Annotated in this window: 22 protein-coding genes, 1 tRNA gene and 8 pseudogenes; 14 read left to right on the top strand and 17 right to left on the bottom strand. The window is 67.7% G+C overall.

The features are described from left to right. The first annotated feature begins 50 nt into the window (after positions 1 to 50). Positions 51 to 482 carry an IS200/IS605 family transposase gene (tnpA, locus tag ACZ5NH_RS42270; RefSeq protein ID WP_468783401.1) on the top strand — a complete coding sequence of 144 codons (432 nt, stop codon included), beginning with the start codon at positions 51 to 53 and terminating at the stop codon, positions 480 to 482. Positions 483 to 581: 99 nt separating this feature from the next. On the opposite strand, the pseudogene ACZ5NH_RS42265 reads toward tnpA, so the two are convergent. Continuing rightward, positions 582 to 794: pseudogene (locus ACZ5NH_RS42265) on the bottom strand (transposase); the annotation flags it as partial. Between the two features lie 53 nt (positions 795 to 847). Here ACZ5NH_RS42265 and ACZ5NH_RS42260 point away from each other — a divergent pair. Beyond that, a pseudogene (locus ACZ5NH_RS42260) lies at positions 848 to 930 on the top strand (cold-shock protein); the annotation flags it as partial. Positions 931 to 978: 48 nt separating this feature from the next. Next, positions 979 to 1,055: transfer RNA gene (locus ACZ5NH_RS42255), tRNA-Met, on the top strand. Between the two features lie 88 nt (positions 1,056 to 1,143). Here the strand turns inward: ACZ5NH_RS42255 and ACZ5NH_RS42250 are convergent. From ACZ5NH_RS42250 to ACZ5NH_RS42240, 3 genes are all read right to left on the bottom strand, one after another. Beyond that, on the bottom strand, positions 1,144 to 1,389 hold the full coding sequence (locus ACZ5NH_RS42250) for a hypothetical protein (RefSeq protein WP_468783399.1): 246 nt from the start codon (positions 1,387 to 1,389) through the stop codon (positions 1,144 to 1,146). A gap of 442 nt (positions 1,390 to 1,831) precedes the next feature. Next, positions 1,832 to 2,329, bottom strand: coding sequence for a hypothetical protein (locus tag ACZ5NH_RS42245; protein WP_468783397.1), 498 nt, complete (start codon positions 2,327 to 2,329; stop codon positions 1,832 to 1,834). 162 nt (positions 2,330 to 2,491) lie between these two features. Next, entirely contained in the window at positions 2,492 to 2,992 is a 501-nt protein-coding gene (locus ACZ5NH_RS42240) for a hypothetical protein (RefSeq protein ID WP_468783395.1), read from the bottom strand. A 126-nt stretch (positions 2,993 to 3,118) separates the two neighbouring features. Here ACZ5NH_RS42240 and ACZ5NH_RS42235 point away from each other — a divergent pair, with 126 nt between their 5' ends. From ACZ5NH_RS42235 to ACZ5NH_RS42225, 3 genes are all read left to right on the top strand, one after another. Then, positions 3,119 to 3,811 (top strand): contractile injection system tape measure protein, encoded by a 693-nt coding sequence (locus ACZ5NH_RS42235; RefSeq protein WP_468783393.1) that lies wholly within the window; start codon positions 3,119 to 3,121, stop codon positions 3,809 to 3,811. Between the two features lie 196 nt (positions 3,812 to 4,007). Beyond that, the gene (locus ACZ5NH_RS42230) at positions 4,008 to 5,228 is read left to right on the top strand and encodes an RNA-guided endonuclease InsQ/TnpB family protein (protein WP_468783391.1); all 1,221 of its coding nucleotides are present in this window, start codon (positions 4,008 to 4,010) and stop codon (positions 5,226 to 5,228) included. Between the two features lie 68 nt (positions 5,229 to 5,296). Then, positions 5,297 to 5,668: a hypothetical protein gene (locus ACZ5NH_RS42225; protein ID WP_468783389.1), complete on the top strand. Its 372-nt coding sequence runs from the start codon at positions 5,297 to 5,299 to the stop codon at positions 5,666 to 5,668. Here the strand turns inward: ACZ5NH_RS42225 and ACZ5NH_RS42220 are convergent. Continuing rightward, the gene (locus ACZ5NH_RS42220) at positions 5,649 to 5,942 is read right to left on the bottom strand and encodes a DUF1330 domain-containing protein (protein ID WP_468783387.1); all 294 of its coding nucleotides are present in this window, start codon (positions 5,940 to 5,942) and stop codon (positions 5,649 to 5,651) included. The genes ACZ5NH_RS42225 and ACZ5NH_RS42220 overlap by 20 nt on opposite strands. A 188-nt stretch (positions 5,943 to 6,130) precedes the next feature. On the opposite strand from ACZ5NH_RS42220, the gene ACZ5NH_RS42215 reads away from it, so the two are divergent. Together ACZ5NH_RS42215 and ACZ5NH_RS42210 are read left to right on the top strand one after the other, a co-directional pair. After that, positions 6,131 to 7,033: a LysR family transcriptional regulator gene (locus ACZ5NH_RS42215; protein ID WP_468783385.1), complete on the top strand. Its 903-nt coding sequence runs from the start codon at positions 6,131 to 6,133 to the stop codon at positions 7,031 to 7,033. Between the two features lie 1,272 nt (positions 7,034 to 8,305). After that, positions 8,306 to 9,162 (top strand): annotated as a pseudogene (locus tag ACZ5NH_RS42210) (IS5 family transposase). Positions 9,163 to 9,249: 87 nt separating this feature from the next. Here the strand turns inward: ACZ5NH_RS42210 and ACZ5NH_RS42205 are convergent. The 5 genes from ACZ5NH_RS42205 to ACZ5NH_RS42185 all read right to left on the bottom strand — a co-directional run bounded on the left by ACZ5NH_RS42205 (position 9,250) and on the right by ACZ5NH_RS42185 (position 14,575). Then, positions 9,250 to 10,527 (bottom strand): IS701 family transposase, encoded by a 1,278-nt coding sequence (locus ACZ5NH_RS42205; RefSeq protein WP_468783384.1) that lies wholly within the window; start codon positions 10,525 to 10,527, stop codon positions 9,250 to 9,252. Positions 10,528 to 10,623: 96 nt separating this feature from the next. Then, positions 10,624 to 11,475 carry an SCO6745 family protein gene (locus ACZ5NH_RS42200; RefSeq protein WP_468783382.1) on the bottom strand — a complete coding sequence of 284 codons (852 nt, stop codon included), beginning with the start codon at positions 11,473 to 11,475 and terminating at the stop codon, positions 10,624 to 10,626. 321 nt (positions 11,476 to 11,796) lie between these two features. Then, positions 11,797 to 12,024 (bottom strand): transposase, encoded by a 228-nt coding sequence (locus ACZ5NH_RS42195; RefSeq protein WP_468783380.1) that lies wholly within the window; start codon positions 12,022 to 12,024, stop codon positions 11,797 to 11,799. Between the two features lie 141 nt (positions 12,025 to 12,165). Then, on the bottom strand, positions 12,166 to 12,951 hold the full coding sequence (locus ACZ5NH_RS42190; protein ID WP_468783378.1) for a TetR/AcrR family transcriptional regulator: 786 nt from the start codon (positions 12,949 to 12,951) through the stop codon (positions 12,166 to 12,168). A 193-nt stretch (positions 12,952 to 13,144) separates the two neighbouring features. Beyond that, the gene (locus tag ACZ5NH_RS42185; RefSeq protein ID WP_468783376.1) at positions 13,145 to 14,575 is read right to left on the bottom strand and encodes a hypothetical protein; all 1,431 of its coding nucleotides are present in this window, start codon (positions 14,573 to 14,575) and stop codon (positions 13,145 to 13,147) included. Positions 14,576 to 14,628: 53 nt separating this feature from the next. On the opposite strand from ACZ5NH_RS42185, the pseudogene ACZ5NH_RS42180 reads away from it, so the two are divergent. Continuing rightward, a pseudogene (locus ACZ5NH_RS42180) lies at positions 14,629 to 15,066 on the top strand (zinc ribbon domain-containing protein); the annotation flags it as partial. A 63-nt stretch (positions 15,067 to 15,129) separates the two neighbouring features. Here the strand turns inward: ACZ5NH_RS42180 and ACZ5NH_RS42175 are convergent. Next, positions 15,130 to 15,339: a hypothetical protein gene (locus ACZ5NH_RS42175; RefSeq protein WP_468783374.1), complete on the bottom strand. Its 210-nt coding sequence runs from the start codon at positions 15,337 to 15,339 to the stop codon at positions 15,130 to 15,132. Between the two features lie 439 nt (positions 15,340 to 15,778). Between ACZ5NH_RS42175 and ACZ5NH_RS42170 the strand changes: the two genes are divergently transcribed. After that, the gene (locus tag ACZ5NH_RS42170; protein ID WP_468783372.1) at positions 15,779 to 18,277 is read left to right on the top strand and encodes a DnaB-like helicase C-terminal domain-containing protein; all 2,499 of its coding nucleotides are present in this window, start codon (positions 15,779 to 15,781) and stop codon (positions 18,275 to 18,277) included. Continuing rightward, positions 18,277 to 18,849 carry a hypothetical protein gene (locus ACZ5NH_RS42165; protein WP_468783370.1) on the top strand — a complete coding sequence of 191 codons (573 nt, stop codon included), beginning with the start codon at positions 18,277 to 18,279 and terminating at the stop codon, positions 18,847 to 18,849. Before ACZ5NH_RS42170 ends, ACZ5NH_RS42165 begins: the two co-directional genes overlap by 1 nt. A 21-nt stretch (positions 18,850 to 18,870) precedes the next feature. Here the strand turns inward: ACZ5NH_RS42165 and ACZ5NH_RS42160 are convergent. Both ACZ5NH_RS42160 and ACZ5NH_RS42155 read right to left on the bottom strand, forming a co-directional pair. After that, a pseudogene (locus ACZ5NH_RS42160) lies at positions 18,871 to 19,029 on the bottom strand (RNA-guided endonuclease TnpB family protein); the annotation flags it as partial. 5 nt (positions 19,030 to 19,034) lie between these two features. Then, positions 19,035 to 19,342 (bottom strand): annotated as a pseudogene (locus ACZ5NH_RS42155) (IS701 family transposase); the annotation flags it as partial. A 325-nt stretch (positions 19,343 to 19,667) separates the two neighbouring features. Between ACZ5NH_RS42155 and ACZ5NH_RS42150 the strand changes: the two are divergent. After that, positions 19,668 to 19,967 carry a hypothetical protein gene (locus tag ACZ5NH_RS42150; protein ID WP_468783368.1) on the top strand — a complete coding sequence of 100 codons (300 nt, stop codon included), beginning with the start codon at positions 19,668 to 19,670 and terminating at the stop codon, positions 19,965 to 19,967. A gap of 161 nt (positions 19,968 to 20,128) precedes the next feature. On the opposite strand, the gene ACZ5NH_RS42145 is transcribed toward ACZ5NH_RS42150, so the two are convergent. The 3 genes and pseudogenes from ACZ5NH_RS42145 to ACZ5NH_RS42135 form a co-directional block, all read right to left on the bottom strand. Then, on the bottom strand, positions 20,129 to 20,449 hold the full coding sequence (locus ACZ5NH_RS42145) for a hypothetical protein (RefSeq protein WP_451552635.1): 321 nt from the start codon (positions 20,447 to 20,449) through the stop codon (positions 20,129 to 20,131). A 135-nt stretch (positions 20,450 to 20,584) separates the two neighbouring features. Beyond that, positions 20,585 to 20,788 (bottom strand): annotated as a pseudogene (locus ACZ5NH_RS42140) (GNAT family N-acetyltransferase); the annotation flags it as partial. Beyond that, positions 20,758 to 21,099, bottom strand: a complete 342-nt coding sequence (locus ACZ5NH_RS42135) for a hypothetical protein (protein ID WP_468783366.1) — start codon at positions 21,097 to 21,099, stop codon at positions 20,758 to 20,760. The gene ACZ5NH_RS42135 and the pseudogene ACZ5NH_RS42140, both read right to left, overlap by 31 nt. Before the next feature lie 496 nt (positions 21,100 to 21,595). Between ACZ5NH_RS42135 and ACZ5NH_RS42130 the strand changes: the two genes are divergently transcribed. Then, entirely contained in the window at positions 21,596 to 22,219 is a 624-nt protein-coding gene (locus ACZ5NH_RS42130; protein WP_468783364.1) for a DUF4232 domain-containing protein, read from the top strand. A gap of 67 nt (positions 22,220 to 22,286) precedes the next feature. On the opposite strand, the pseudogene ACZ5NH_RS42125 reads toward ACZ5NH_RS42130, so the two are convergent. Continuing rightward, positions 22,287 to 22,414: pseudogene (locus ACZ5NH_RS42125) on the bottom strand (helix-turn-helix domain-containing protein); the annotation flags it as partial. Positions 22,415 to 22,959: 545 nt separating this feature from the next. On the opposite strand from ACZ5NH_RS42125, the gene ACZ5NH_RS42120 reads away from it, so the two are divergent. Then, entirely contained in the window at positions 22,960 to 23,676 is a 717-nt protein-coding gene (locus ACZ5NH_RS42120; RefSeq protein WP_468783362.1) for a hypothetical protein, read from the top strand. Positions 23,677 to 23,891: the final 215 nt, after the last annotated feature.

Raw genomic sequence — 23,891 nt, 5'->3', positions numbered from 1 at the left:
GACGGAACCCGTACCTGAGCTGCATAGCGATCACCATACATACTTGGTTCATGTCACCACGCTGGAACCCAAATCCCGACGTGCGAACCGGCCGTTACGTCGTCTACAACCTGCATGTTCACTTGGTCTTCGTCACGAAGTACCGGCGCAAGGCCATGACGGGCGCGATGCTGACGCGCTGCGAAGAGATCATGCGGGAGGTATGCGAGGACTTCGAGGCCGAACTGAAGCAGTTCAACGGCGAGGACGATCACGTACACCTGCTCGTGCACTACCCGCCGAAGGTCCAGCTCTCCAAACTGGTCAACTCCCTCAAAGGCGTCTCCGCCCGGCTCCTGCGCAAGGAGTACGACACGCACGTCCGCCGGTACCTGTGGGGCGGACACTTCTGGTCCGGCTCCTACTTCGCCGGAAGCTGCGGCGGGGCGCCCCTGACCGTCGTGAAGCAGTACATCGAGAACCAGAAGCGCCCCGTGGGCTGAGGGAAACACTGCCAACCCGTGCCCCTGGCGCGGGTCAGAGCAGTTCTGAGATGGCCTTCACCCCCGCCCTAAAGGGCGGAGCACTGGCCAAGATCAAAGGTAGAGGTCCGCGTCATGACTGACAGGTCGGCCGCCCCTGGAGCCTTTCCTCTTCCGGTTGACGGTCTGGTCCTTCTTCTCGGGGATGACTGCCTTGATGTGGCGTTTGCGCAGGTGGATCCGGTTGCCGCGGGACGAGTAAGCCCTGTCCCCGGCGACCGCGTCCGGCCGGATGCGGGGGCGGCCGACGGGGCAGCGGACCCGGGTGGGCGCAGTTTGCCGGCCCGCTTGGTCAGTACCCAGCGGAATTACCAGGCTGGATCGGAGAACTGGTGGAGGGAGAGACCGTCACCTTCGACGTCACCCAGGGCCAGAAGGGACCCAGGCAGAGAACATCGTCCGAGTCTGACGTCCGAGCGAGTCCCGCATGTTCCACCGTGTAGAGTGGCATCACCGACGCGGGGTGGAGCAGCTCGGTAGCTCGCTGGGCTCATAACCCAGAGGTCGCAGGTTCAAATCCTGTCCCCGCTACCAGAAGAAGGGGCCCGCAAGCGCGGGCCCCTTCTGCGTCGCCCCCAGGCTGGGAAGCGCTGCGGTCTATGAGTTCAGCAAAGACAGGCTCTCAAGGTTCCTGGCCTTGGTGATCGTCGATGCCTGCGAGGACGACGTGACGGTCGATTACTCGGGCGGTGCCGTAGGCGGAGGCATTGAGGTAGCTGCTGGCTCGTACGAGGTAGCGGATGTCATGGCCACGGGCTGCCCACAGGAGCATCTGGGCTGCTTCGACAGCCCGGTACGCGGCGTCGACGAGCGCCCCGGAGGCGGGTTCGGCCTCCTGCTTGGTCATGGGGGAGTCGAGGTAGGGCACGAGGACGTCGTGTGTAGCGGTCCGATGAGGGCGGCGATCTCCAGCAGTTCACGCACGTCCATCAGCGTCTTCTCGAGGTCGGCGTAGACGTCGCGTCCCTTGGTGATTGCCTCCTTCGCCGCGCACGGAAGGCAGCCTTCCTCGGTGCAGTCGTGCTCCGTGACAGTGCAAGCCGGGGCGGGCAAAGGCTTGTATGGCTCTCCCCGGTGGGGGAGCCGGGCGGTGAAGTGCCCAACGTGGTCGATCATGGCCGGTCCGGGGAGATGGGTAGGGCTGGTTGGCAGGACGGAGGCGAGGCGTTCAGACCCAGAAGGGGCCGCCCCGCTCAGACAGGGCGGTGGGCGTAGGCGTGTTCTTCAGGACGGCCTGCCGCCACTGGACGCGGCTGGCGAACTGTTCCTGGTCGAGGCCTTGCGGATTGTGCTGCCACTGGGACAGGTGCTCAGCGACGGAGACCGCCGGACTGGACGGCCTGTGGAGTCATGTAGGTGTGGTAGGAGGTGGGGTGCTCGAGCCAGGCGGCTGCCTGGAGGATGGCGTCGCGTAGTTGCTCGTCGGTGGCCTCGGCGCGGCTGGGTGCGTCCATCCAGTCGTTGAGGCGTTGCTGTACCAGCGGGATGTCCGCGTGCAGCGCGTTCGCGAGCGGGCCCATGTAGGTGGTGAGGAGGCTGCGCAGCTCGGCGCCGTGCAGCTTGTTGAGGTCGGCGCTGGAGAGGGCAGGTCGGCCCGTGGGCATCGATGAGGTGTCTTCGAGCCACTGCTCGACGTAGGTGAGGGCGGCTCCGATCTGGGGGAGGGGGATGCCCGTTCTCGTCTTTGCGCCGATCACCTCGTTGATGAGGGTGTTGACCGTGCGCCTGTGCTGGCCTGTGCCGGCGGCGACTTGGTCGAGCCGCCGGTTGAGGCGCTGTCGGGCCTGGTTCTCGGACAGGAGCGTCACCGGCTCGCAGAGCCGGCATGGGACGTCCAGTGCGCTCGCCGGCTGCTCGCCGCATTGTCCGCACACGAAGCCCGGGCACTGCGCGCACGGGCGATAGGTGTCGGTGTCGGGGTCTGGGGCCCCTTTGAAGGCGGTCGGGGGGAGTTCCTGGCAGCGCAGGTCTCAGAGTGACTGGCAGTCGCCGGTGCAGGATTCCTGGGCTGCGGCGGCACCGGTCTGGCTGACGAGGGCCTCGCGCACGGTGGGCAGCAGCAGCGTCGCTTCGAAGGCGCGGTCGGGGTGCCACTGTTCGGCGAGCGCGGCCCGGTAGGCGGCCGACAGGCGCTTGTCGCTGCTGCCGTCGACCTCGTGGTGCTCCCGGTCATCCAGGCAGCTGCACGCCAGGCGCGTGGCATAGCCGAAGAACGTGGCGCCGACGGATCGGCACTGGGGGCACATGGTCCACTGGTAGGGCTCGTCGTCGTAGGTACGCATGCCGCCGGCTTCGAACAACTGCCAGGGCCCGTACTCATCGTCCGGGAAGAGCAACCCTTCGGCCAGCAGAGGCAGCCCCTGCCACTCCTCCGGCACGTCCACGGGCAGACAGCGCTCGGCTTTGTCCCCCCAGTAGCCGACGGCCCAGTGGTCGCTCCCCACGGCCGCCATCGCGAACCGCCCCACCATGCGGGAGACTCCGGCTCGGCGTCGAACCAGATCCGCTGCTGGGGCAGCCAGAACGCCGGCGTCCGGGGTGCGCCCTCAGCGTCGGAGAAGGTGACCGGTTCATACGCCCAGGGAATCTGCAGGTGATTGAAGAAGACCGACCACCAGGCATGGAGTTCCGTGCGGGGCGTGAGCCCCGTGCCTGCATCAGCTGCTGGATTCGTCGTGCTCTGGCCAATGGTCCCCCGTCTGGCCGCGCAGTTCTGGCCCGACAAGTTCCGGGAGCAGGGCGCCACCAGCCTGGACAGCAAGGAGAAGGCTCAGCTGGTGGTGCTGCTCGATTACGCGGTCTGGGGCAACGACGAGGTGGGCAACTGGCATCTCGGCTTCCTCAAGGTGCTGTGCGGGCTGTCGGAGGACGAAGAGGTGGTGATCGACCAGCCGACCGATGAGCAGAAGGCGAAGGTCAACGCCTGGCTCAATCCGATCATCAGTCAGCTGGGCCACCGGGGGAGCAGGGAGGACTTCGAGGCGCTGTTCCTCCAGCGGCAGGGCGAACTCGTCACCGACGCCGACGGGCCCGCCCGTGTCAGCGTCGCTACTCATCCGGGCGACGGCGTGTTCCTTCGCGACCTGCCGTGGCCCCTGGAGCAGATCCAGTACCCCTCGCTCAAGTGCCGATCGCGATCAACTGGCCCCGCCCGAGCTGAGACCCGGGTCTCCGGCCTGCCCCAAGCCCAGCCCGCCCGTCGCCGATGGGCGGGCTGGGACGTTTATGCGAGAGCGAGCCCGAGTCTGCGCGGCAGCAGCGGTCCGGGAGGATGTTCGGGTGATTGCTGATTCGTTGGTTCCCTTCACCGGGTTCCTCCGAGGATGCCCCGGCCGTCAGGCCGGGAGGAATCGGACTCCTGCGGAGCAGGGCAGGGGTAGCCGGATCGCCGTCAGGGCGATCCGGCGTCCACCCCGCACGGCGGTGATGTCGCCCGCAATGATCAAGAGCTCTCAACTGTCAGTCCTCCCGGGTAGGTTCGGATGCATGACGACAGAGGCGACGACGAAGGATGCCGGGCATGCCCGGTACACCTTCCGTGTGCGCCTGTCGAAGACGGCCCGGCGGGCACTGGAAGCGGAGTGGGATCGGTGCCGGTGGATCTGGAACGAGTGCGTCGCGAAGTCCGAGCAGGTGCACGCGCAGAGCCGGGAGAGCGGCGAGAGGTTGATGTGTGGCCCGGGGCAGTTGGACAAGATGCTGACCGAGGCACGCGGGGTGACGCCGTGGCTGGCTGAGGGCGCATGCGTGCCGCAGCAGCAGGTGATCCGGGACTTCGCCAGGTCGAGGGCGAAAGCGCTGAAGGACATCAAGGACCGGTTGCCGATGCACCGGCGGGCCGGGATGCCCCGCTGGAAGAAGAAGCGAAAGGCGCGGTGCAGCCTCAACTACACGAAGCGCGGTTTCCGCCTCAGAGACGGCGGCCTGCACCTTGCGGGCCAGATCGTGCTCACGGTGGTGTGGTCGCGGGATCTTCCGGCCGACCCGTCGAGCGTGCGCGTGTACCAGGACACGCTCGGCCATTGGTACGTGTCCTTCGTTGTTGCCGCGCAGGTTGAGCCGCTCGCCCCCACGGGGCGCGTGCTCGGGGTGGACTGGGGTGTGAAGGAGACCGCCACCACCACCGACGACGCCTACGACCTCCCGCATGCCGGGCACGGCAGGCGGGCCGCGCAGCGGCTCGCGAGGTACCAGCGGATGATGGCTCGGCGCCGGCGTCCGAAGGGACGGCCCGCATCCGCGGGCTACCGGAAGGCGCAGGCACAGGCAGCGAAGCTGCACAAGAAGATCGCGAGGCAGCGTGAGGACACCGGCCGCAAGTGGGCCAAGTCCGTGATGTGTGGCCATGACGGGGTGGCGGTGGAGGACTTCAGGCCGAAGTTCCTCGCGAGGACCACCATGGCCCGCAAGGCGGCCGATGCCGCCATCGCCGCGACGAAGCGTGCCCTGTGCGAGATGGGCCGCAAGCACGCACGGGACGTCCGTCTCGTGCACCCGGTGCACACCACGATGGACTGTGCGCGGTGCGGAGCGAGAACCAAGCACGCACTACCTCTGTCGATGAGAACGTATGCCTGCACCGTGTGCGGAGCAGTGTCCCCCAGGGACAAGAACTCCGCCCGCGTGATGCTGGTCCGGGCAGGTTGGAACCCGGACGGTGTCGAGGGCGTAAGACCACCTGAGCCGCCGGCTCCGGTGGCGGCCTGAGCCGTACATCCCCGCCCAGCCCTGGAGGGTGACGAATCCCCCTCCCTTCAGGAAGGGGAGCCTTCAACGTGCTGGAACCAGAAACGCCTGTGCTCGCATTGGCAGGGGATGGTGCCGGCGAGTACCGCGTCGGCGGTGCCCGCATGGTGCGCGGAGCCGCCGCGACTGTGGTGATCACGCTTGGACGGCTGAAGCGACGCCGCGGCGGCAAGGACTGTTTCGTCGACGAGGTCAGCGAGACAGTCCAGCTGGTCCGGACGTCGCGTCGCTTCTTCGATCCGCCCGACAGGGATCAGGCCGTCGAGGACGTCGACGACGAACTGGGACGCGGAGCATGGCTTCGAGCTCGTCTCGTGAGTCGTCGTTCAGCACCGTGTGCGTATCAGGTGACGGATGCTCAGCGATGGCTGGGCCCGCCGGTCAGTCGATGCCTTCGATGATGCGGAAGTCGCGCTCGAGGCTGCCGGAGAGGGCCACCAGCGCCTTCTGGTATGCCTCGCTCTCGTATGCCGCGACGGCCTGTTCAAAGCTGTCGAACTCGATCAGAACGACGCGTTGCGTGATTCCGGCCTCGTGGGCGACGACTCGACCGCCACGGGACAGGAGGCGCCCGCCCCCAGCCCGGACAGCCGGACCGGCCAGCTTCTCGTAGGCAGTCAGCCTCTCAGGGTCGGAAATGGCGGGGTAGACACTGACCCAGTAGCCCTTAGCCATGGAAACCTCCTGTGTTCGTCCAGACACGTCCGACTTCGAATTGACACTCGGATCGATCGATCCCGGCGACGGGTACTGCGATCAGTTGAATCGCCATATGCGCAGGCTAGGGCTTGATGTGCGGCCGGGGGAAAGACCGGTACGGGATAGACTCAGAACGGATCGTTATCAATCGGCAGGGAGGACACGTGGCGCCGGATACGGTGAGCCTGCGGTACTTTCTGGTGCTGGCGCAGGAGTTGAACTTCACCCGCGCAGCCGAACGGATCGGTATCGCACAGCCCGCACTCAGCGCCCGGATGCGCCGATTGGAGGCGGAACTCGGTACGGCCCTGCTGGTTCGCAACACGCGTAGCGTCGTATTGACCACGGCCGGTGCGGCTTTGGCGGAGTCCGCGCCGCCCGCGCTGGCGGCGCTGGACCGGGCATGGGACACCGCCCGGAGCGCGGCGGCCGGTGAACTGGGCACGCTCCGCATCGGATACAGCCTCAGCGCCGGGGCCGAGACGGCACCGGCCCTGGTGGACAGGCTGATTCGCGGCAACAGCGGACTCGAGGTCGGCGCGGTCCCGATGGCGACACCGGAGATCTCCCCCGCGGTCGCCGACGGCCGCATCGATGCCGGGATCACCCGCGGTGAACAGCCGGGCCGTGGCGTGCGCCCGTTCCTGCTGCGGCGTGAGCGCGTCGGGGTCCAGTTGGCGCAGCACCATCCGCTGGCCGAACACCCGGAGATCGAGATCGCCGACGCGGCCGCGTATCCGCTGCGACTCCCGGACCGTGCGGCCAACCCCGTGATCCACGATCAGCTGTCCGCACTGTTCCGAGACACCCGACCACACCCCCGATTCCACACGCCCGCAGTCTCTTTCGACATGTCTCAGCGCGACCTGCGCGACGGGGTCACCCTCGCCCCGGCCGGAGAAGCCGCGGTCACGGCACAACCGGCCGGTCTCACCTGGCGACCGCTGCGGGGCGCGCCCAGCCTGACGATCCACCTGGTCCTCCCACGCGAGCAGTCGCCGCTACACCGCCGCATCCGTGCCGTCGCCAAAACCCTGGCGCACGAGCTGCACTGGCTGCCGGACTGACGTGCAAGAGGTCAAGCGAGACGGACGCCTGCGGTGGCGAGGCCGAAGACCTTGCGCCCGGCGGACTTCGCGGTGATGATCACGGCGGTCTTGCTGAATGTCCCACACGACCTCGCTGCGCCGGCGGATCAGCATCCGATGATGGCCCCGGGTCCGGTCGGAGTCGTACACCGGGGCGACGTCCTCGCCCAGCCCGAGATCTCGGCGGATACCGCGCCTTCGCCGTCGCCGAACCGGACAAGCACGGGTAACCGGCGGGAATGCCCGCCGTCAACGGCGTCCATGACAGTCGAGTTGGAACGGCTGCGCTGCAATCGGCGACGGCCAGAAGGGTGCCAGCCGCGGGCCGCGCCGTGGAGGGTGCACGGGTCGTAGTGGAGCCATGGGCGGAACCCTTCACCGCACCCACTCTTCGGGACGCTCCCAGCTCTTCTGAGACGCCGAGGACACGGACGCCGTCCGATCCTGGAAGGTAAGGCGAAGGCCGGCGGGGTCAAGACGTCCCGGGGTCTCGCGGTGCACTTCGCCGACCTACCAGCTCAACTACGGGCGAGGTGGCGTGTTTCGCCCAGCGGCAGGGCAGCCGGTGTGGCCGCCCGGTTCCCCAACAGCAGCGCCCGCCCGTCCCGGGCGACGCTTCGCACATCTCCCGGCGGGGCGTCGGATGCGGGAGCTCGCTCGACATCCCGCCCCTGGCACGGCACGGCATGGTGTGGCGGCCGGGCGGGACCCGCCGCGAACAGTACCCACGCTCCCGGATCCGTCGTCTCTCCCGCGGCGGGTTCGAGGGGAAAGCCCTCCGAGAATCATGGAACCCGTTGGATTTGGTCGGCGTACGGGTGCAGGCGGGCTCCGGCGGTGCCGTCGGCGAGCGTGCGCTGCGGGGCGGCCGGCTGGGCCGGGGGCCGTGGTCGCGGCGGGCGGCGGCCACCTCGTCCAGGTCCCAGGCCATCTCGCCGACGACGGTGCGGCGCGAGCCGCGGGCAACGCTGACCCGCGACCTCCTGGGCTGGACGCCCGTCCCGCCCTCCTCGCCGAGGCACTGGGCGACCCCGACCCGTGGCACGGGTTCTGCTCGTTCGTCGAGAAGGTTGCTTCATGCAGGCCAGCGACCGGAGCTTCATGGCGCGTTCCTTGCCCGGTTCCCCGACGCTATCGACTACGAGCGCGTACGTACCCGCGTCGAGAACGACCTCGCCCAGTTGGTGCAGCGCGCCAAAGAGGCAGGGCGGCTAGGGCGTTTCGTTTAGATCATCGGATCGTTGGTCCGGTGTGTCGTTGACTGATGCGCAGTGGGCGCGGATCGAGCCGTTGCTCCCGGACCGGACGCCAATGCGGGGTGACCGCTGGAGGGATCACCGGGAAGTGATCGACGCGATCGCCTTCAAGTTCCAGACCGGAACGCAGGGGTGCACCTGCCGGAGAAGTACGGAAACTGGCGCGGCGTCTACAACCGGCTGCGGATGTGGGCCGTCGACGGCACCTGGGAGCGGGTGTTGACCGCGCTGATGGCCCAGGCCGACGCCGATGAGAACCTCGACTGGGCGGTCTCGGTGGACTCCACGATCGTGCGAGCCCACCAGCATGCGGCCGGGGCCCGCAAAAAGGGGCTCCAGCCGGCGAACCCCACGACCATGCCATCGGACGGTCCCGCGCTGGACTGACCACGAAGATCCACCTGGCCGCCGATGCCCGCTGCCGGCCTCTGGCGTTCGTCCTCACCGCCGGACAGGCACACACCGGCCTTCACCGATGTCATGGCCCGCCTGCGGGTTCCCCGCCGACGTGGCCGACCGCGCACCAGACCGGACGTGGTCCTGGCGGACAAGGCGTATTCATCCCGCGCGATCCGCGAACACCTGCGCCGACGCGGGAGCCGTGCCGTGATCCCTGTCCCAGCGGATCAACGCGGCCACCGCCTGCGACGCGGCAGCCGAGGCGGCAGACCACCCGTCTTCGACCGCGAGGCCTACAAGCAGCGCAACACCGTCGAGCGGTGCATCAACCGCCTCAAGCAATGGCGAGGCATCGCCACCCGCTACGAAAAGACAGCCACCATCTACCTGGCAGGACTCCACATCGCGGCATCTTCCTCTGGTCCGCCCGATAATCTAAACGAAACCGCCTAGTAGGACTCCGTGAGGTCTGTCTTGATCTTGGTGTGGTCCTGCGGGGCAGGGGTTGGTGGCAGGTGGTGCAGACGCCGGTCCAGCAGTTCAGCAGGTCCTGGAGGGTGTCGAGGATCTGGTAGAGGGTGAGTCCGGTGTGCCGGCTTTTGGGGCCAGCCGCTGCTCGGTGAGGAAGGCGTGGGCGGCGGTGACCAGGGTGGCGTGGTGGTGCCAGCCGTTCCAGGAGCGGCCTTCGAAGTGGTCCAGGCCCAGGCCGTGCTTGAGTTCCCGGTAGTCGTGCTCGATGCGCCAGCGGATCTTCGCCAGGCGGACCAGCTCCGGGATCGGGGTGTCGTCGGGCAGGTCAGACAGCCAGAAGCGGGTCGGCTTGTCCTCGCCGTCGGGCCATTCGGCCAGCAGTCGCACCTGGGGCAGGATGCCGTCCCACCGGCCGTGCTCGGCCACCGCGGCTTGCTGGGCCAGCCGACGCGGGCGCACCCCGGCCGGCCGGACCCACATCGCGAGGAAACGGGAGGTCATCGGACCGCGGGAGCCTTCCCGCCAGGTCACCTCCTGGAAGGCTTCCCATCCGGCGGCCGCGGCCAGTTCCGCCACCGTCATGGGGGGCTTCCGGTAGCGGGGAACCGGTCGGCGGCCGTTCCCGGACCAGGCTGGGGTATCAGGGACTGCGTCGTGCGGCTGGACGGTCAGATCGCCGCGGATGCCGACCACGTAGGCGTGTCCCCGCTCGGCCAGTGCGGCACGGAAGTCCGCGTTCTGCCCGTAGCCCGCATCGGCCACCACCACTGGCGGCACCAGTCCCCATCCGGCCAGTTCATCCAGTGCGTCCAGTGCGAGGCGCCACTTCTCCCGGTGTCCGACGTCTTCCGGCACGCCGGTCTGCCGGCGCCGGACGGTGTCCTTGGCCCATTCCCGTGGCAGGGACAGGCGCCAGTTCAGCGGGCACGACGCCGTCTCGGAGACCGCGTGGACGCTGACCGCGACCTGGCAGTTGGCCTGTTTGCCCAGCGCACCGCAGTACTGGTGGGCGACGCCGACCGACATCCTGCCGTCCTTGGGGAACGACACGTCGTCGACCGCCCAGGCGTCCGGGCCGACCTGCGGCACCATCCGCTCGGCGATCCGCCGGCGCACCGGCACCGGATCCCACGTGGACTGGTTCACGAACTGCTGCAGGTTCTGCTCGTTGCCGTCCGGCAGCCGCGAGGCCATGGCCTGGATGGACTTGCGGCGACCGTCCGTCATCAGTCCCCGCAGATAGCAGTCGCCCTTGGCCCGCTGATCCTTGCGCGGCACCGAGGCGAACACGTCCGCCACGAATAACGCCAACTTCACCCGAACACGGTTCACTTCATGTGCGTCCACACACTCACCGTGCCCCTGAACAAGGTCGCCACACAGACCTAACGGAGTCCTACTAGGGCGTTTCTGATCATGAAGATCTGTAGCAATTTCTGCGTGTCACTGCGAGCCTGTGGCCACCAGGGTCGCTGTGATGGGTTCGAGGTCGGTGATCAGTTCGTCGAGTTCGGCGGGGGACAGGGCGTCGTAGGGCGGGGTGGCGAGCTCGTCGGTGAGGGTTTCGATGCGTTGTTTGGTCGCGCGGCCTGTGTCGGTGAAGTGGCCGTCGGTGTCGATGAGTCCGCGTTCGCGCATGCCGTCCATGACCGCGGCCAGGCGCTCTTTCGGCAGGTGATGGATGCGTCCGAACGACTCCGGGGGGTGGATGCCCTGTTCCAGAGCGGAGAGCACGTGGGCCTCCGTGCCGCCGATGCGCGCGCCGACGAGAGCGGCGATGTGCCCGTCGCCGCGGTGCTCGCGCAGCATGGTCGCGGAATGCCACAGTCGGGCGACGGGGTCGCTAGGTACCTCAAGGGTGCGCATGCCGGCGTACATCACCCGGCCTTCGGTTGGGGCGCTCGTCGCGGCCTTGGTGGTCAGGTCCGCGGCGCGCACCAGGCCCGGGGACTCGGCCAGCTCGTCGCCGAGGATGCGCCGTAGGGAGGCCGCGCTGCCCCGCTCCCGCGCGGTGACGGAGGCCTCGGGAGGGATCGTCTCCCAGGCGCTGGGGATGTGCCGTGCGGCCTCCCCGTCGGCGAAGTTGTAGAAGGCTGCGTGCACGACTTGGGCCGGCACCCGTCCCAATGGTGCGGCGCGGCTGGCGAAGTAGCCGTCCCAGTAGGTGCGGTGGCCGAGTGCGGCCAGTTCCTCGTTGCACTCGTCGGCGAGGAACGTGACCAGGCAGATCGGCTCCAGGAGCTCGAACATGCGACGGGCGATGTGAGTCATCGGATGCAAGCGCGTCTTGCCCATCGGGTTCTCCCTTTGTTAGGTGTGCCGACTTGGACCGTCCCGCACACCGAAACTCATCGGTGACCGAAGGGAAGCAGTGCAGATGGGTTGGCGTCTGCGTGGCTGTGTATGCGAGAGCGGGCTCTGATCCAACTCCTGTGCGCCGTCGCGGATTTGGTGGTGCGTGACCATCACGAGCGGGTGGCATGGTCGTGGGGTTCGCCGGCTGGGGCCCCTTTTTGCGGGCCCCGGCCGCATGCTGGTGGGCTCGCACGATCGTGGAGTCCACCGAGACCGCCCAGTCGAGGTTCTCATCGGCGTCGGCCTGGGCCATCAGCGCGGTCAACACCCGCTCCCAGGTGCCGTCGACGGCCCACATCCGCAGCCGGTTGTAGACGCCGCGCCAGTTTCCGTACTTCTCCGGCAGGTGCACCCCTGCGTTCCGGTCTGGAACTTGAAGGCGATCGCGTCGATCACTTCCCGGTGATCCCTCCAGCGGTCACCCCGCATCGGCGTCCGGTCCGGGAGCAACGGCTCGATCCGCGCCCACTGCGCATCAGTCAACGACACACCGGACCAACGATCCGATGATCTAAACGAAACGGCCTAGGGGCGACTTCGACTACACAGACATCACGCTCCTGCTCCTGGCCAACAGCGGCGTTGTCGGAGAGTCGCGGCAGGTTTCGCTCGCCTCGTCCCGGCGTCTGGTCACGTACCCCTCCACTCTTTCCGTGCCGACCAGACGGAGTACCTTCCCCCGCCTGCATCGCTGGGACTGCACCACATCCACCAGTCTCCATCCCGCCCGTTCCATCCCACGTGATAGCGCCGGGGCGGGGTTCGGGCGTTGCTCCTGCTACGCGTGGGTGGGCCGCGCCGCGTTTGCGCCCGAGGCCGGGGCCGGCTGGGGGTCCGTGCGCGGTGGTTGCGGGGTGGCGTGTACGGAGTCGTACAAGTCGGTGACGAGGCCGCGCGTAGTCCTCGTCGCTTTCCGGGATCGAGAACACCACGCGGAAGTAGAGGGGTGCGACCACGTGGTCCAGTACCCGTTCCAGGGGGTGTCACCTCGCCCCGATGGGCCGCGGCTTCCAGGGCGGCGTGGAACCGGGTGCTGACCCGCTCCAGGCACTCGCGCAGTCCTGCTCGGCGCTCGTCCACGTCCGGAGCTACTTCGGCGCGGAAGAACGCCACGCCTCCCGGCCGGGACAGGTCGGCGAGCGTCCACAGAGCGGCTCGTTCGAGGTCCTTGCGCAGGTCACCGAGCAGCTCCGGCGCCCCCTCGTCCTGGCGCTGGGCGGCCACGTCCGCCAGAAGCGCGGAGGTCGTCCCCCAACGGCGGTAGACGGAACTGGGGTTGACGCCGACGCGGCGCGCCACCGCGGGGGTGGTCACCTTCTCGGTCCCGACTTCCTCTACCAGGTCCACGACAGCCCGGTGCACGGCGGCGCGTACGCGGGCGCTGCGGCTTCCGGGGCGGATGTCTTTGCTCGGCATCACCCTCACTCCGTCCCCGTCGGCACCGGGCGGTCCGGTACCCGGCCCGCCCGCCGGCACCGTACTCGCAGCCGCGGCGCTTCCCGCTCAGGCTGCACCGGAAGCGTGATCGGAAGTCGTGCTGGAGATCCTGTTCACCCTGCGCCCAGGGCCTGCAGCGTCTCCAGGACGCCACACTGCGTGCCGAACTCGGCTACCAATCGGCCGGCCGCAGGGCATAGACGAGCAGTTCGCTTTCTTGTTCTCGGCCCGGCCACTCTTCTGAAGTCGACCTACCGTCCTCGTCGCGGTGCGGATTCCTCACTACAAGGCCAGTGACCCACTCCGTAGGCGCACCGTCGGAATCTGGCTCCTCCAATTCCAGGTCGCTGTGCGAAACGACGTAGCCGACGACCTCCAGTGGAACTGGTTCCTCGGGGTGATGCCGAATGACTGCCGGACTGCTCAGCGGACGGAAGTAGCTGAACGCCGCCGCGTCGAATTGCTCGAACAGGTGCCGGATCGGCTGGATGTCCACGGGGACACCGGGCAACTGGAACGACAGATGACAGTAGTAGACGGACCGGAAGTGGTGGGCAGCGATGCTCGCAGTCAGGGCGTAGAAGCCTCCGCCCGGGCACGTGTCGAAGTAGGTGACTTGCTCGGTGTGATGCGCGTCGTCCAGGCTCTCTTCGCGCTTCTTCCAGGCGCGCAGCGCCTCAACGAACTCCCGGGCACCGACGCCGTGCCAGTTCGCGCCGGACTGCTGGATGTTCCAGCGCGGCTCGGCACTGGTCCACCCCATCGAGTCCAGCCCGTACAGCAGCTCGACGATGCCGTCCTCGTTGAACGGGCTGACCGCGGCGTCGAGGCAGACGCCGCTGCCAGCCCCGAACGCCCAGTCCACGTCGGGCAGCTCCTGCACGAAGACGAACTCCCCGAACCCGCCCCCGGACGTGACGTACGGCAGCGGCTGCGGGTCGGCGTCGAGTAGCCGCATCTCGGCACCCGGCAGGTCTGTCGCCGGCCGGCGACGCCGCCGGGGCGTCGGGACAGCGGCCAGGTGCACGCGGCCGTGGGTTATCAGCTTCACCTGCAGGAGGTTGACCAGCGACCTCGGCGTGCTCAGGACCTGCGTCAGTTCCTCTTCGCCGAGAAGGAGGATCGGCCCCTTCTCCCGGCGCACCTGCAGGTCCTCCACCGCATCGTCGGTGAAGCCGCTCACGCTGATGATGACGCTGATGACAGCAGACGAGGCGGCCCGATCCATCCGTGACCGGATCCCGTCGAAGACGTCGACGTCGGCCGGCTCTTTGAGCCACTTCGCCTCGATCACGTACCAGGTGTCGCCGTAGCGGGCCACCAGGTCCGTCTGCCGCGGTTTCGCGACGGACGCTGGGGCGGTGGCGGTGCGGCCGATGGTGCTGGTCAGCTTCGGGGCGGTGCCGTAGACGGCCTCGAGGCGTACGGCGACGACCAGTTCGGGGAGTTCGGCGAGCTGTGCGTGTGCGCGGGTGGTGCAGCGTTCGCAGTGGATCGGCTGGCCCCACGTGGGGGTGAGCTGGTGTTCGGTGCCGTCGGCGGCGAGCTGCTGCTCGGCCTTACGCCAGGTGGTGTTGCAGATTCCGGGACACGGAGTGGGCATGCTGGGCCTCCCGGGCGTGCTGAAGGTGTTGTGCCCAGTGTGCCTAGGTGGTAGCGAAGCTGCACAAGAAGATCGCGAGGCAGCGTGAGGACACCGGCCGCAAGTGGGCCAAGTCCGTGATGTGTGGCCATGACGGGGTGGCGGTGGAGGACTTCAGGCCGAAGTTCCTCGCGAGGACCACCATGGCCCGCAAGGCGGCCGATGCCGCCATCGCCGCGACGAAGCGTGCCCTGTGGGAGATGGGCCGCAAGCACGCACGGGACGTCCGTCTCGTGCACCCGGCGCACACCACGATGGACTGTGCGCAGTGCGGAGCGAGAACCAAGCACGCACTACCTCTGTCGATGAGAACGTATGCCTGCACGGTGTGTGGAGCGGTGTCCCCCAGGGACAAGAACTCCGCCCGTGTGATGCTGGTCCGGGCAGGTTGGAACCCGGACGGTGTCGAGGGCGTAAGACCACCTGAGCCGCCGGCTCCGGTGGCGGCCTGAGCCGTAAATCCCCGCCCAGCCCTGGAGGGTGACGAATCCCCCTCCCTTCAGGGAGGGGAGCCTTCAATTCTTCCTCCGTGCTGCGCGGGCGAGGGCGCGGCGGGTGGCCCGGTTCGGGTGGGGCGGGGCCGGCTCCGGATTGCGCTCGACCCGGAAGTCCGCCTGCCTGAACAACTGCTCCAGCAGAGCCTCCAGTTGGTAGCCCCGCTTGTGCGCGGACGGCAGCGCCCCAAGCCGCTTGAAGTAGGCCAGCAGCGATCCCCCCGGCCTCACGCGTCTGCCCGCACTGGCCCCATCGGCTTCCTCACTCTCCTCGCCCGCGATGACGGACTTCTATCAGCTTCACCACCGCGTCAGGGGCAACTCTCGGGAGGGCACGTGAGTAGCGTGACTTCCTCAGCCAGCACGGAGAGATCCCCGGCGCGGTGGCCGGGAGGGAACACGCTGACGGTGTAATCGCCCGCGGGCGACACGAGTGGAAGGCCGGGACCGGTGGTGAAGGTCGCGGCCTTCGGCCTGCGCCCGACCCGCACGAGCTGGGGGGAGCGTCGGGTTCGCGGCAGTCAACTCACACCGAACACCTCTCTAATGAGTGAGATTGACGAGCTTCGGTGTGACTTTAGCCCTGCGAGTGTATGGGTGCTGCTATCATGGTGGTGAGTTGATGAGTCTGGGAGGGTGAGTGAGCCAGCCAGTGCACGAAGAGGCCGCAATGAACGCGACCGAGGCACGTAACGCCCTCTACGCCCTGGTGAAGCGCGCCGAGGAGGACGGGCGCACGACCCTGATCTACAAGGGCCAGAAGCGGCAGGATCGCGTTCTGCTGGCGCCGCTCGACCTGCTTCCGGCAGCACGGAAGACCGAGGTGCTTCCGTCCCACGTACTGAGTGCCGCGCAGAAGGATTTCGGTGACCTCGTCACGCGGGCGGCTCAGGGCCAGCCGCAGGTCCTCCTGCGGAACACCACACCGGTCGCGGTGCTGCTGCCCGCCGACGCCGTCTCCGCTACCCACTCATCCGAACCGGCCACGGACGCGGCGCCCGCAGGAGGTGCGGTGAACAGCCCACGCAATCCGGAACGCGACAGCGCGCCGCGCAGGCTCGCCACGCTGGGCGACGCCATCGGCGCCGTACTCACCTCCGGTCAGGCCGCCGGCCCCCTGTTCGGACTGTCCGGACTGGACGCAGCGACGGGCGGCTTGCCGTCCGGCCGGCTGACGCTGGTCGCCGCCGCCCCGAACGTCGGTGGAAGCCTGCTGGGGCTGGCCGCCGCACGACAGGCCGCGCTCGTCGACGGCCGCAAGGTCCTGTACGCAGCGTCGGGCCCGAACCGAGCCGACATCATGCGCCGGATCCTCGCCGCGGAGACCGGCGGTGACTACCCGCGTCTAAAGCAGGGCCGCCTCACCGCGCGCGAGCAGCAGGTCGCCCAGCAACTGGTCCAGGCGCCCCTGCTGATCGACGACGGCAGCGACCTGACCGCCGAGGCCATCGCGGAGACCGCCCCGCACGTGAAGGACCTGGCCCTCGTGGTCGTGGACCGGCTCCAGGCCGCCCGCAGCGCCCGTCTCCCGCTGTCCGGCGAGCGTCTGCCGGACGCCTCGCAGGTGCTGGCCTCCCTCGCCCGCACGCTGCACGTCCCGGTCCTGGCCATCATAGACAGCGATGACCCGGCGCTCCTCGGTCTCCTCGACGCCGACGTCCTGGTCACGCTCGCACCGACGGATGCCCCCACCAAGGTCCAGGTGACGGTCGCGGAGCGCGACTTCGGCGCGATCGGCGCGGCGTACCTGCAACCCGACCTGCTGCACGCCCGCTTCCTCGACGCCGGAGCCGCCCCTGTCAGCCGTGCGGGTGTCGAAGGATCCGCGCGGAGTCTGGGCAGTGCGGTGGAGCAGGGACTCGCCGAAGCAGCGCTTCCCTACACGTCCGGTGCCCAGCAGGGGCTGCCAGCCTCCCTCACCCACGTGTTGGCGGCACTTCGCTCCGCACTGACCAACGGCGACCCCGAAGCCCTCGCGGAACTCGAGCCCTCCCTCGCTGAGGCAGCTGCGGCGCCGCCGCACCTCCCGGACACCGCCGATGGACGCCGACTCGCCGCAGCACTGCGGGCGTACGGCACCGCCGCGTCCGCGGGCACCACCGAGCAGCCCGACGCTGCCGCTGCCCAGCCCACCGCTGACAGTGGGCAAGTCGCCGACGTCGACGAAGAACATGACGGGGACGGTCTGGTACCGGGGGATGAGGAGGACGAGCCCGAGGGAGCGGTCTTCCCCGCCCTGAGGATCCTCAAGGAAGCGGTCGCCCGCTCGAAGATGCACCCGATCCCAGTCATCCGCACCGAGGAACGCGACGGCGGGCCGTGGCCCCTGATCAGCGAGGACATGGACGGCGAGCCTCGCTGGGTCCACCCCGACGTCACCCTCACCCGCGTCCCCCACATCAAGGCGAACGGGAAGCGCGTCCGGCGCGACCAGCTCGACGTGCCCGACTCCTTCGGCAAGGGCGTGCTGTGCCTGATCGACCGTAACGGCAGTTACCCATCCGCCTGTTCGGCCGTTCCCCTCGCCCCTAACAAGCTCCTGCACACCGGCCCCCTCGACGCTTTCGACAAGACCCAGGCCGGCATCTACCTCATCGACATCCCGCAGTGGAACCGCACCGACATGCCGCACCCCCTGGGCCGGCTCATCGAGCGGCCCGACGAGCAGGGCCGCGTGTGGGTCACCACCCCGCACATCAAGCAGCTCGAGAAACTCGTCCGCGAAGGCCACCTCGCCACCGCGCCGACCATCCACGATTCCTGGACCGGGAAAGCCAACGAGTCGCTCTTCAAGCCCTTCTACGAAGCCACCCGGAAGGCACGGACTGAGCTCGTCCAGGTCGGCGGTGACCCCTACAAGGCGTACAAGACCCGGCTGTCCATCGCGCTGCGCCTGCTGTGGCCCAAGCGCGCAGAACAGCGGTCCCCGTTCTGGCGGCCCGACTGGCGCATGAGCATGGTCGCCGAGGCATCCGTCCGTCACTGGAGCGTGGCCTTCAGGGCCGTACAGGAAGGCCACACGCTCCTCGCGCTGCGCAACGTCGACGCGGCCGTCTTCTGGACGCCCCCCGGCACCCCACCCTCCACGTACAGGATCGGGACCGGCTTCGGCGAAGTGAAGGCCAAGTTCATCCAGCCCGGCGAGATCATCCCCGAAGGTGACGACTGATGGCAGGGCCCACAGGCCACGGCGGCTCCCTGGGGGCCGCCCTCAACGACCTCCTGCGCTCCCAGGTCACCCCTCGCCACCGGCTCTCCTCGTACACCGCCAAGCACTGGCACGCCCAGCTCAGCCAGCTCACCGCAACCCACCGCGGTCACCAGGCCCTGGAGGACGCCGGCCTCCACGTGACCACCAAGACCCTGATCAACTGGCTGTCGGACCCCGAGTACAACGTCCGCCGCAGGTACCTCGACCTCATCCACACCGCCTACGAAAACGCCGCTGTCGTCCCCGCCGAACCGATCCCCGACCACGTCAAGAGGGGGCAGTTCGAGATCAGTGGCATCGTCAAGACGGGCGACGACGAACGCGAGCGCGGCAACCGGCGGGCCGCACCTCTGCGTATCGACGGCAGCAGGGGAAGCTGGGACGAGATCGAGGAACTCTGGCTGGCCGGCGAGCTCACCGACGACGAGTTCGAGGACCACTTCGTCGACGACATCATCGTGGCGGACATCGGTGAAGGCACCGACGGATGGGAGTTTCCCGGCGCCTCGTACTCCGTCGAACTCAGGTGACAGCACGCTGAGCTGCACGCCTCCTGTGAAGTTCGGCTCGCCGGCGCGGCCTTCCCAGCAGTTCTTCCAGCTCTGGAGGTACGTCTTCAAGACAGCCTGCGTGGCCTGCGCGGGCAGCTTGCCGAGGTAATCGAGATCCTTACGCCCCTGCCGTATCGCTTCGTCGGCGGCGGCAAGGGTATCGCGCGGGCCAGCACGGGCTTGGTGTGGAAGGCGACCTCGTCGCCGATTTTCGCATCCGCCCGGCGGTCCGGATCCTGGGTCCAGGAGGCGGGGAGGGTTGCACGCCGGCCGACCGGCTGCCCTTCTTGATAAAGCCGGTCTCGTCCACGGCCAGCACCTTGCGTTCCAAGGGCGCGAGCAGCCCGCGCAGATACTCCCTTGCCCGCCGGCGCGGCTCGGACCTGCGGAAATGCTCACCGATCCGAGCATGCAGAACGTCCAGGCCAGCTGCCCAGCGGTGCGCCTCATCAACCATGACGTCCCCACCCATGACCAGATCAACGTCCAGCCGAACCGCGGGTCACAGCAAGGGGGCGCAATACGAGGGACATCACTTGACCGGTGTCACCGCTGTCGATCGGTCCAGATGCAGCTACGGATCAGAGGGTTCTGTGTCCCGTGCCCGCATGGCAGTATCCGTTGACGTGGATTGGTCGAGTCTGGTCGGGACGGGACTTGGGGCCGTACTGGGGGTGGGGGCCACCTTGGTTGGCGAGCATGTGCGTTGGCGGCGCACCACCCGGGATAACAGGCTGCAGGATCGCCGGAACATGTACGCGGACTGTCTTGTCTCCTTTCGGAGGGCGCATGAGGCCATGCGCCTGGCCGCCGACGAAGAGCACGCGAGTCCGCAGGCGAGAGCGGCCAGGATTCGGCAGGTTTTCCAGGCGTCGGGATGTGACGAGGCACGGGAACGGCTGATCCTTGCAGCAACCCTTGAGGTGGCGACGGCGATCGATGCGTCGTACATCTCGCTTCGAAAGATCCGCGAGGTACTTGCCTCCGGCTCCACCGTGCCGTCACCGGACTATCAAGCAGCCAGGCAGGCACATAGCGATACGACCGAAGCGGCTCGCAACGTTCTCCGTCGCGATCTGGGTTCCCTGGACACCTGACCTGCTGTGTCCCTGGACGACTGCTCCAAGGCTCGACGGCGACCCGCCTACTGCAACTGCGGCTGCAGTTAGCCGGTTGTAGATCGGGGTCTTGCTCGGGTATCAGGTCCCGGGCCGAACTGATCCTCGCCTCGATTGGTTCGGTCCGATGCGCTGCTGTCTCAGCTGGGCTGGTCAGTGGAGGGGCTGATGGCGCTGTCCGTGCCGTAGAAGCGGCCCTGGTCGCACAGGGCGTCGATTTCGGCGTTGTCTTCCTCGCTCAGTTGTGCATCCAGCGCGACGCTGATGACGCGTCGGGCGCGGGCCAATCGCCGAGCGACATCCCAGTCGGCGATGAACTTGCCGACGGTGTACTCGTCGGCGGTTCCGGATGCCTGGCGGGATCCGAGTCGGTCGAGGGAAACGACGAACTCGTTCAGGTCCTGCAGTACTGCGACGACCTCGCTGAGGGGCATGCGGATCTCTCGGGAGGACATGTCCATCAGCCGATTCAACTCCATAGTTGGTGCTCGGGCCCAGATCCTGATCTTGCTCGGGGCTGGTTCCGGAACGGGCGCGGCCACCGGTGATCACCGTTGGCCGCAGCCTTCCCGCAGGTCTACCCACCAGATCACGGTCTACGGCTGGAGCACCAGGTCGAGTTGATACCAGGTGCCCGGCTCACCGCCGAGGTCGGTCGGGTCTGCTGGGCCAACCGGGGCGAACCCGGCCTTGGTCAGCACCCTCTGGGGCGTGGCATTGTTACGGGAAGTGGGTGCCCGCAGTGTGCGCAGCCCGTGTCGTGCCACCGTCAGTCGGCGCAGCTCCCGGGCGGGCGTGGTTTGTTCCTGGTCGGCCGGTTCCGAGTACTGGGGCAGTCGCTATCTGGCGTGCGGCAAGGTGGTCTGGAGCGAACAGGTGCTCCATGACGGGCGACTGGAACCTGGTCCTGGGGCGGTCGAAGAGCTCCTCGATCAGTGGGAGGACTCTGCCCTGTACAAGCATGTGCCAGGCCGGGCGCACGTCGTCGCCGGTCAAGGGTGTGTGGCGCTCGTAGGGCAGCCAGTGCAGGGCGAACCAGAATTCCATGGACGCCGGGCTCCGGCAGGTCGACGTCGAGGGGTTCGGAGATCCGCGCGAGGCGGTGGCGCACGGTGTTGTGGTGGACCTGCAGGGCTGCGGCGGTGCGGTCCGTGCAGGGTCAGCCAGGTCCGTAGGCTGTCCAGCAGGACTGTCGCGCCCGGTACGCGGCCCTGGTCCAGCGGGGCGCAGCGGGTCCGGGCTGACCGAGGAGGAAAAGCGGGCGCGGGTGCGTCTTGAGGCGGCCGAGCGGTTCGCTCGCGGTGAGACGACCGAGGCCGTCGCGGTGGACCGAATCCACCCCGGCGCCTGAGTAAGAGCTGCCGCCCGAAGGCGCCTTTGGAGAGCACATCGGGGAACGGGGAAGCCCTCGGCAGCATCCTCATACCCGAAGACGCAAAGGCCCCTGTCTCCGAATTTCAAGCCCGCGCACCGTTTTCGCCAACTACGAGGGCTTCCGGTGACGGAATCGAGGCGATGGCGCCGCGCACGGCGAGCGGTCCCACCACCACGCGGACACGAAAGCATCGCCGAGACCACCGAACTCAGCGGACGGAGAGACGTAGGCAATGAACAAGCATGCGATAGCCGGCGCAACAGTCGCGGTCGGCATGGTGCTGGCCATGACCGCCTGCACTACCCGGGAATCCGGTCAGCCGCACGCCGCCACCAGCGGCAGTGCATCCACCACCTCACAGGCGGTGGGAAAGAAGGTCCTCAAGAAGTGCCTCACCGCGCAACTGAAATGGACTCTCACCCGCCTCGACGAACCCGTGAACAAGACGTCCAGCCATCTCGCTGTGGCCCAGCTCACCGCGACCAACACAGCACGTCACACGTGCACCTTCGACGGCTATCCCTGGGTCCGCATCTTCAACGGCAAGGCAGAGGACACGATCGCCTCTCCGACCACACCAGGCGCCGCCCCGCGATGGACGCTTGCCCCTGGAGGCTCAGTACGGGTCAACCTGCGCCTCAGCGAAGCTCGGGATCGGATGGGCAACTGCTATCTGCCGCCCGAGACGAGCGCGCTACAAGCTCTCCCACCGCACGCCGGTCCACGCGATAACGCCGTGCTAGTCCCCTTGACCGATACCCACGGAAAGCGCCTCCCGCTAAATGTATGCCAGGAGAAAGTATGGATGACCCCGCCCGTCGAACCGGGCCGTGTCGGCGGCCGTCACTCAGATTGAACTTGCGGTGAAACTCATCGTCCCAGCCGTGCGCGAGCGGGCCCCGCTTCAATTCCCGCGCCAGTCACTCCCATTGCCTGTTTCTCAGCCCGTTCCGCCGAGGCCGGCCCCTTCGAGCGCAGGGCGTCCGCACCGCCCTCCTCCCACTCCCGCCGCCAAACGTCGCACCGACTGCGACGTCACCCGAAACACCCTCGGCGAACTACTCAAGGTAGTGTCAAAGACACCGAATCGGCTGGGTTCGCTGTCAAAGGCCTCGATTGGATGGCGAAGGACAAGTCCGGACAGGGCTTGTCGATCACAGCGTGGCGAAATATCGGTGAGAAGTGACACGACCGATGCCTCCAATGTGATGCGGCGGAGTGCGCAAGACGACCCGGGGACTTCGGGGCGAATCCTTGCCTTCCTCAGTCTGCGGAGGGTCACCGAAGTCCGCCTCCGTGCACCGTCATTGATGTCACGCGTGGATGGTCAGTCGGGCACGTGAGAGACAGAGGGTCCCGTGTCGGTGAGCCAGGCTACGCTCATCGCACCCCGTACGGCCTGGTGAAAGAGATGAGCACCTTGGTGAGCCGTCCCTTCCTCTATGCCGACTTGGACGAGCTGTTGAACTTGTATGACGCGAAGCAGGGGTGTCGCCCCGAGGGCTACACGCCCCATCGAATGAAGCCAGGGAGCTGGCTCACCCACCTTGGAGCACGACCGTGAACCCGAAAAGGCTCCATCGGACCCTACGCATCATGGTGCCGGTTGCCGTAGGCGCTGCTCTCGCCATTGCCGTCACGGCATCGATCATGAAGGACCCCAGGCATGGGGAGGGTGCCGTGGGTGAGGTACTGGTGAACAGTGATGACCGCACCATCACCACCCTGAACAGCCGGGCCCCATGCCAGCAGGACCCGCCCCAACTCGTGGCGAGCGAATCCCGCGATTCCGTCACCTTGGAACTGAAGGAAGGCGACGTTGATCTCCGGCGTCAGTGCAACAGGATCGACGAGCAGATCACCACGACGCTGCACTCACCGCTAGGGACACGACGGCTGGTGGACGCCGGTAACGGTTGGACCATTGCCCCCTTCGACCAGAAGCGGCTGGCCAACCCGCGATATCTCCCGCCAGGCTATACGCTGGCCACTCGCGGGAGCGACTCCAGCCAGCATGACCTGCTGCCATCATTCATTCGGACCCGGAACTCGGGCTCCGCCTGGACCCGTTTCTACCACCGCGCCTCGGAGAAGGCGTCTTTGAGCATCACCCAAATCGCCGGAAAACTCACAGTGAGTGCCGCGGGCACTCCGGAGTCCATCCATGGGTGGACCGGTGAGCTCACCTCGGACTCCAATAACACCGTGACATTAACGAACGGGACCTACACATTCATCGTGGACACCACGGATCAGGACCTCCACGAAGCCGAACTCCTGAAGATCGTGTCCCAGGGCCTCGAAGGTGAGTAACCCCTCCGCGACCTCGGGAGCGAGGTCGCATCGGGATGCGGTGTGGTGGGGGAGAAGCGTGGCCGCGCCATGGGCACCGGTGCGGAACGACAGCCACTGCACCGATGGCCGTGAGGCTGCTCCCGCGCGTCAGCGCCAAGGGGATGGATGGAGCGGCGTGGTGACGGAGTGCCGCGCCGGCGCGGAATGCGGCCACAGCGACCGAGGTGGTGGGA

The organism is Streptomyces sp. NPDC031426 (assembly GCF_055581585.1).
The sequence above is the reverse complement of the archived record's forward strand: the minus strand, read 5'-3'. Positions and strand labels throughout refer to the sequence as shown.

Coding starts and splice junctions, on each gene's coding strand:
- ACZ5NH_RS42220 (WP_468783387.1), bottom strand. CDS start 5,942: ATGGCTAAGGGCTACTGGGTCAGTGTCTACCCCGCCATTTCCGACCCT.
- tnpA (WP_468783401.1), top strand. CDS start 51: ATGTCACCACGCTGGAACCCAAATCCCGACGTGCGAACCGGCCGTTAC.
- ACZ5NH_RS42120 (WP_468783362.1), top strand. CDS start 22,960: ATGGTGCCGGTTGCCGTAGGCGCTGCTCTCGCCATTGCCGTCACGGCA.
- ACZ5NH_RS42165 (WP_468783370.1), top strand. CDS start 18,277: ATGGCAGGGCCCACAGGCCACGGCGGCTCCCTGGGGGCCGCCCTCAAC.
- ACZ5NH_RS42170 (WP_468783372.1), top strand. CDS start 15,779: ATGAACGCGACCGAGGCACGTAACGCCCTCTACGCCCTGGTGAAGCGC.
- ACZ5NH_RS42190 (WP_468783378.1), bottom strand. CDS start 12,951: ATGCCGAGCAAAGACATCCGCCCCGGAAGCCGCAGCGCCCGCGTACGC.
- ACZ5NH_RS42130 (WP_468783364.1), top strand. CDS start 21,596: ATGAACAAGCATGCGATAGCCGGCGCAACAGTCGCGGTCGGCATGGTG.
- ACZ5NH_RS42240 (WP_468783395.1), bottom strand. CDS start 2,992: ATGGTGGGGCGGTTCGCGATGGCGGCCGTGGGGAGCGACCACTGGGCC.
- ACZ5NH_RS42185 (WP_468783376.1), bottom strand. CDS start 14,575: ATGCCCACTCCGTGTCCCGGAATCTGCAACACCACCTGGCGTAAGGCC.
- ACZ5NH_RS42200 (WP_468783382.1), bottom strand. CDS start 11,475: ATGGGCAAGACGCGCTTGCATCCGATGACTCACATCGCCCGTCGCATG.
- ACZ5NH_RS42150 (WP_468783368.1), top strand. CDS start 19,668: ATGCGCCTGGCCGCCGACGAAGAGCACGCGAGTCCGCAGGCGAGAGCG.
- ACZ5NH_RS42230 (WP_468783391.1), top strand. CDS start 4,008: ATGACGACAGAGGCGACGACGAAGGATGCCGGGCATGCCCGGTACACC.
- ACZ5NH_RS42145 (WP_451552635.1), bottom strand. CDS start 20,449: ATGGACATGTCCTCCCGAGAGATCCGCATGCCCCTCAGCGAGGTCGTC.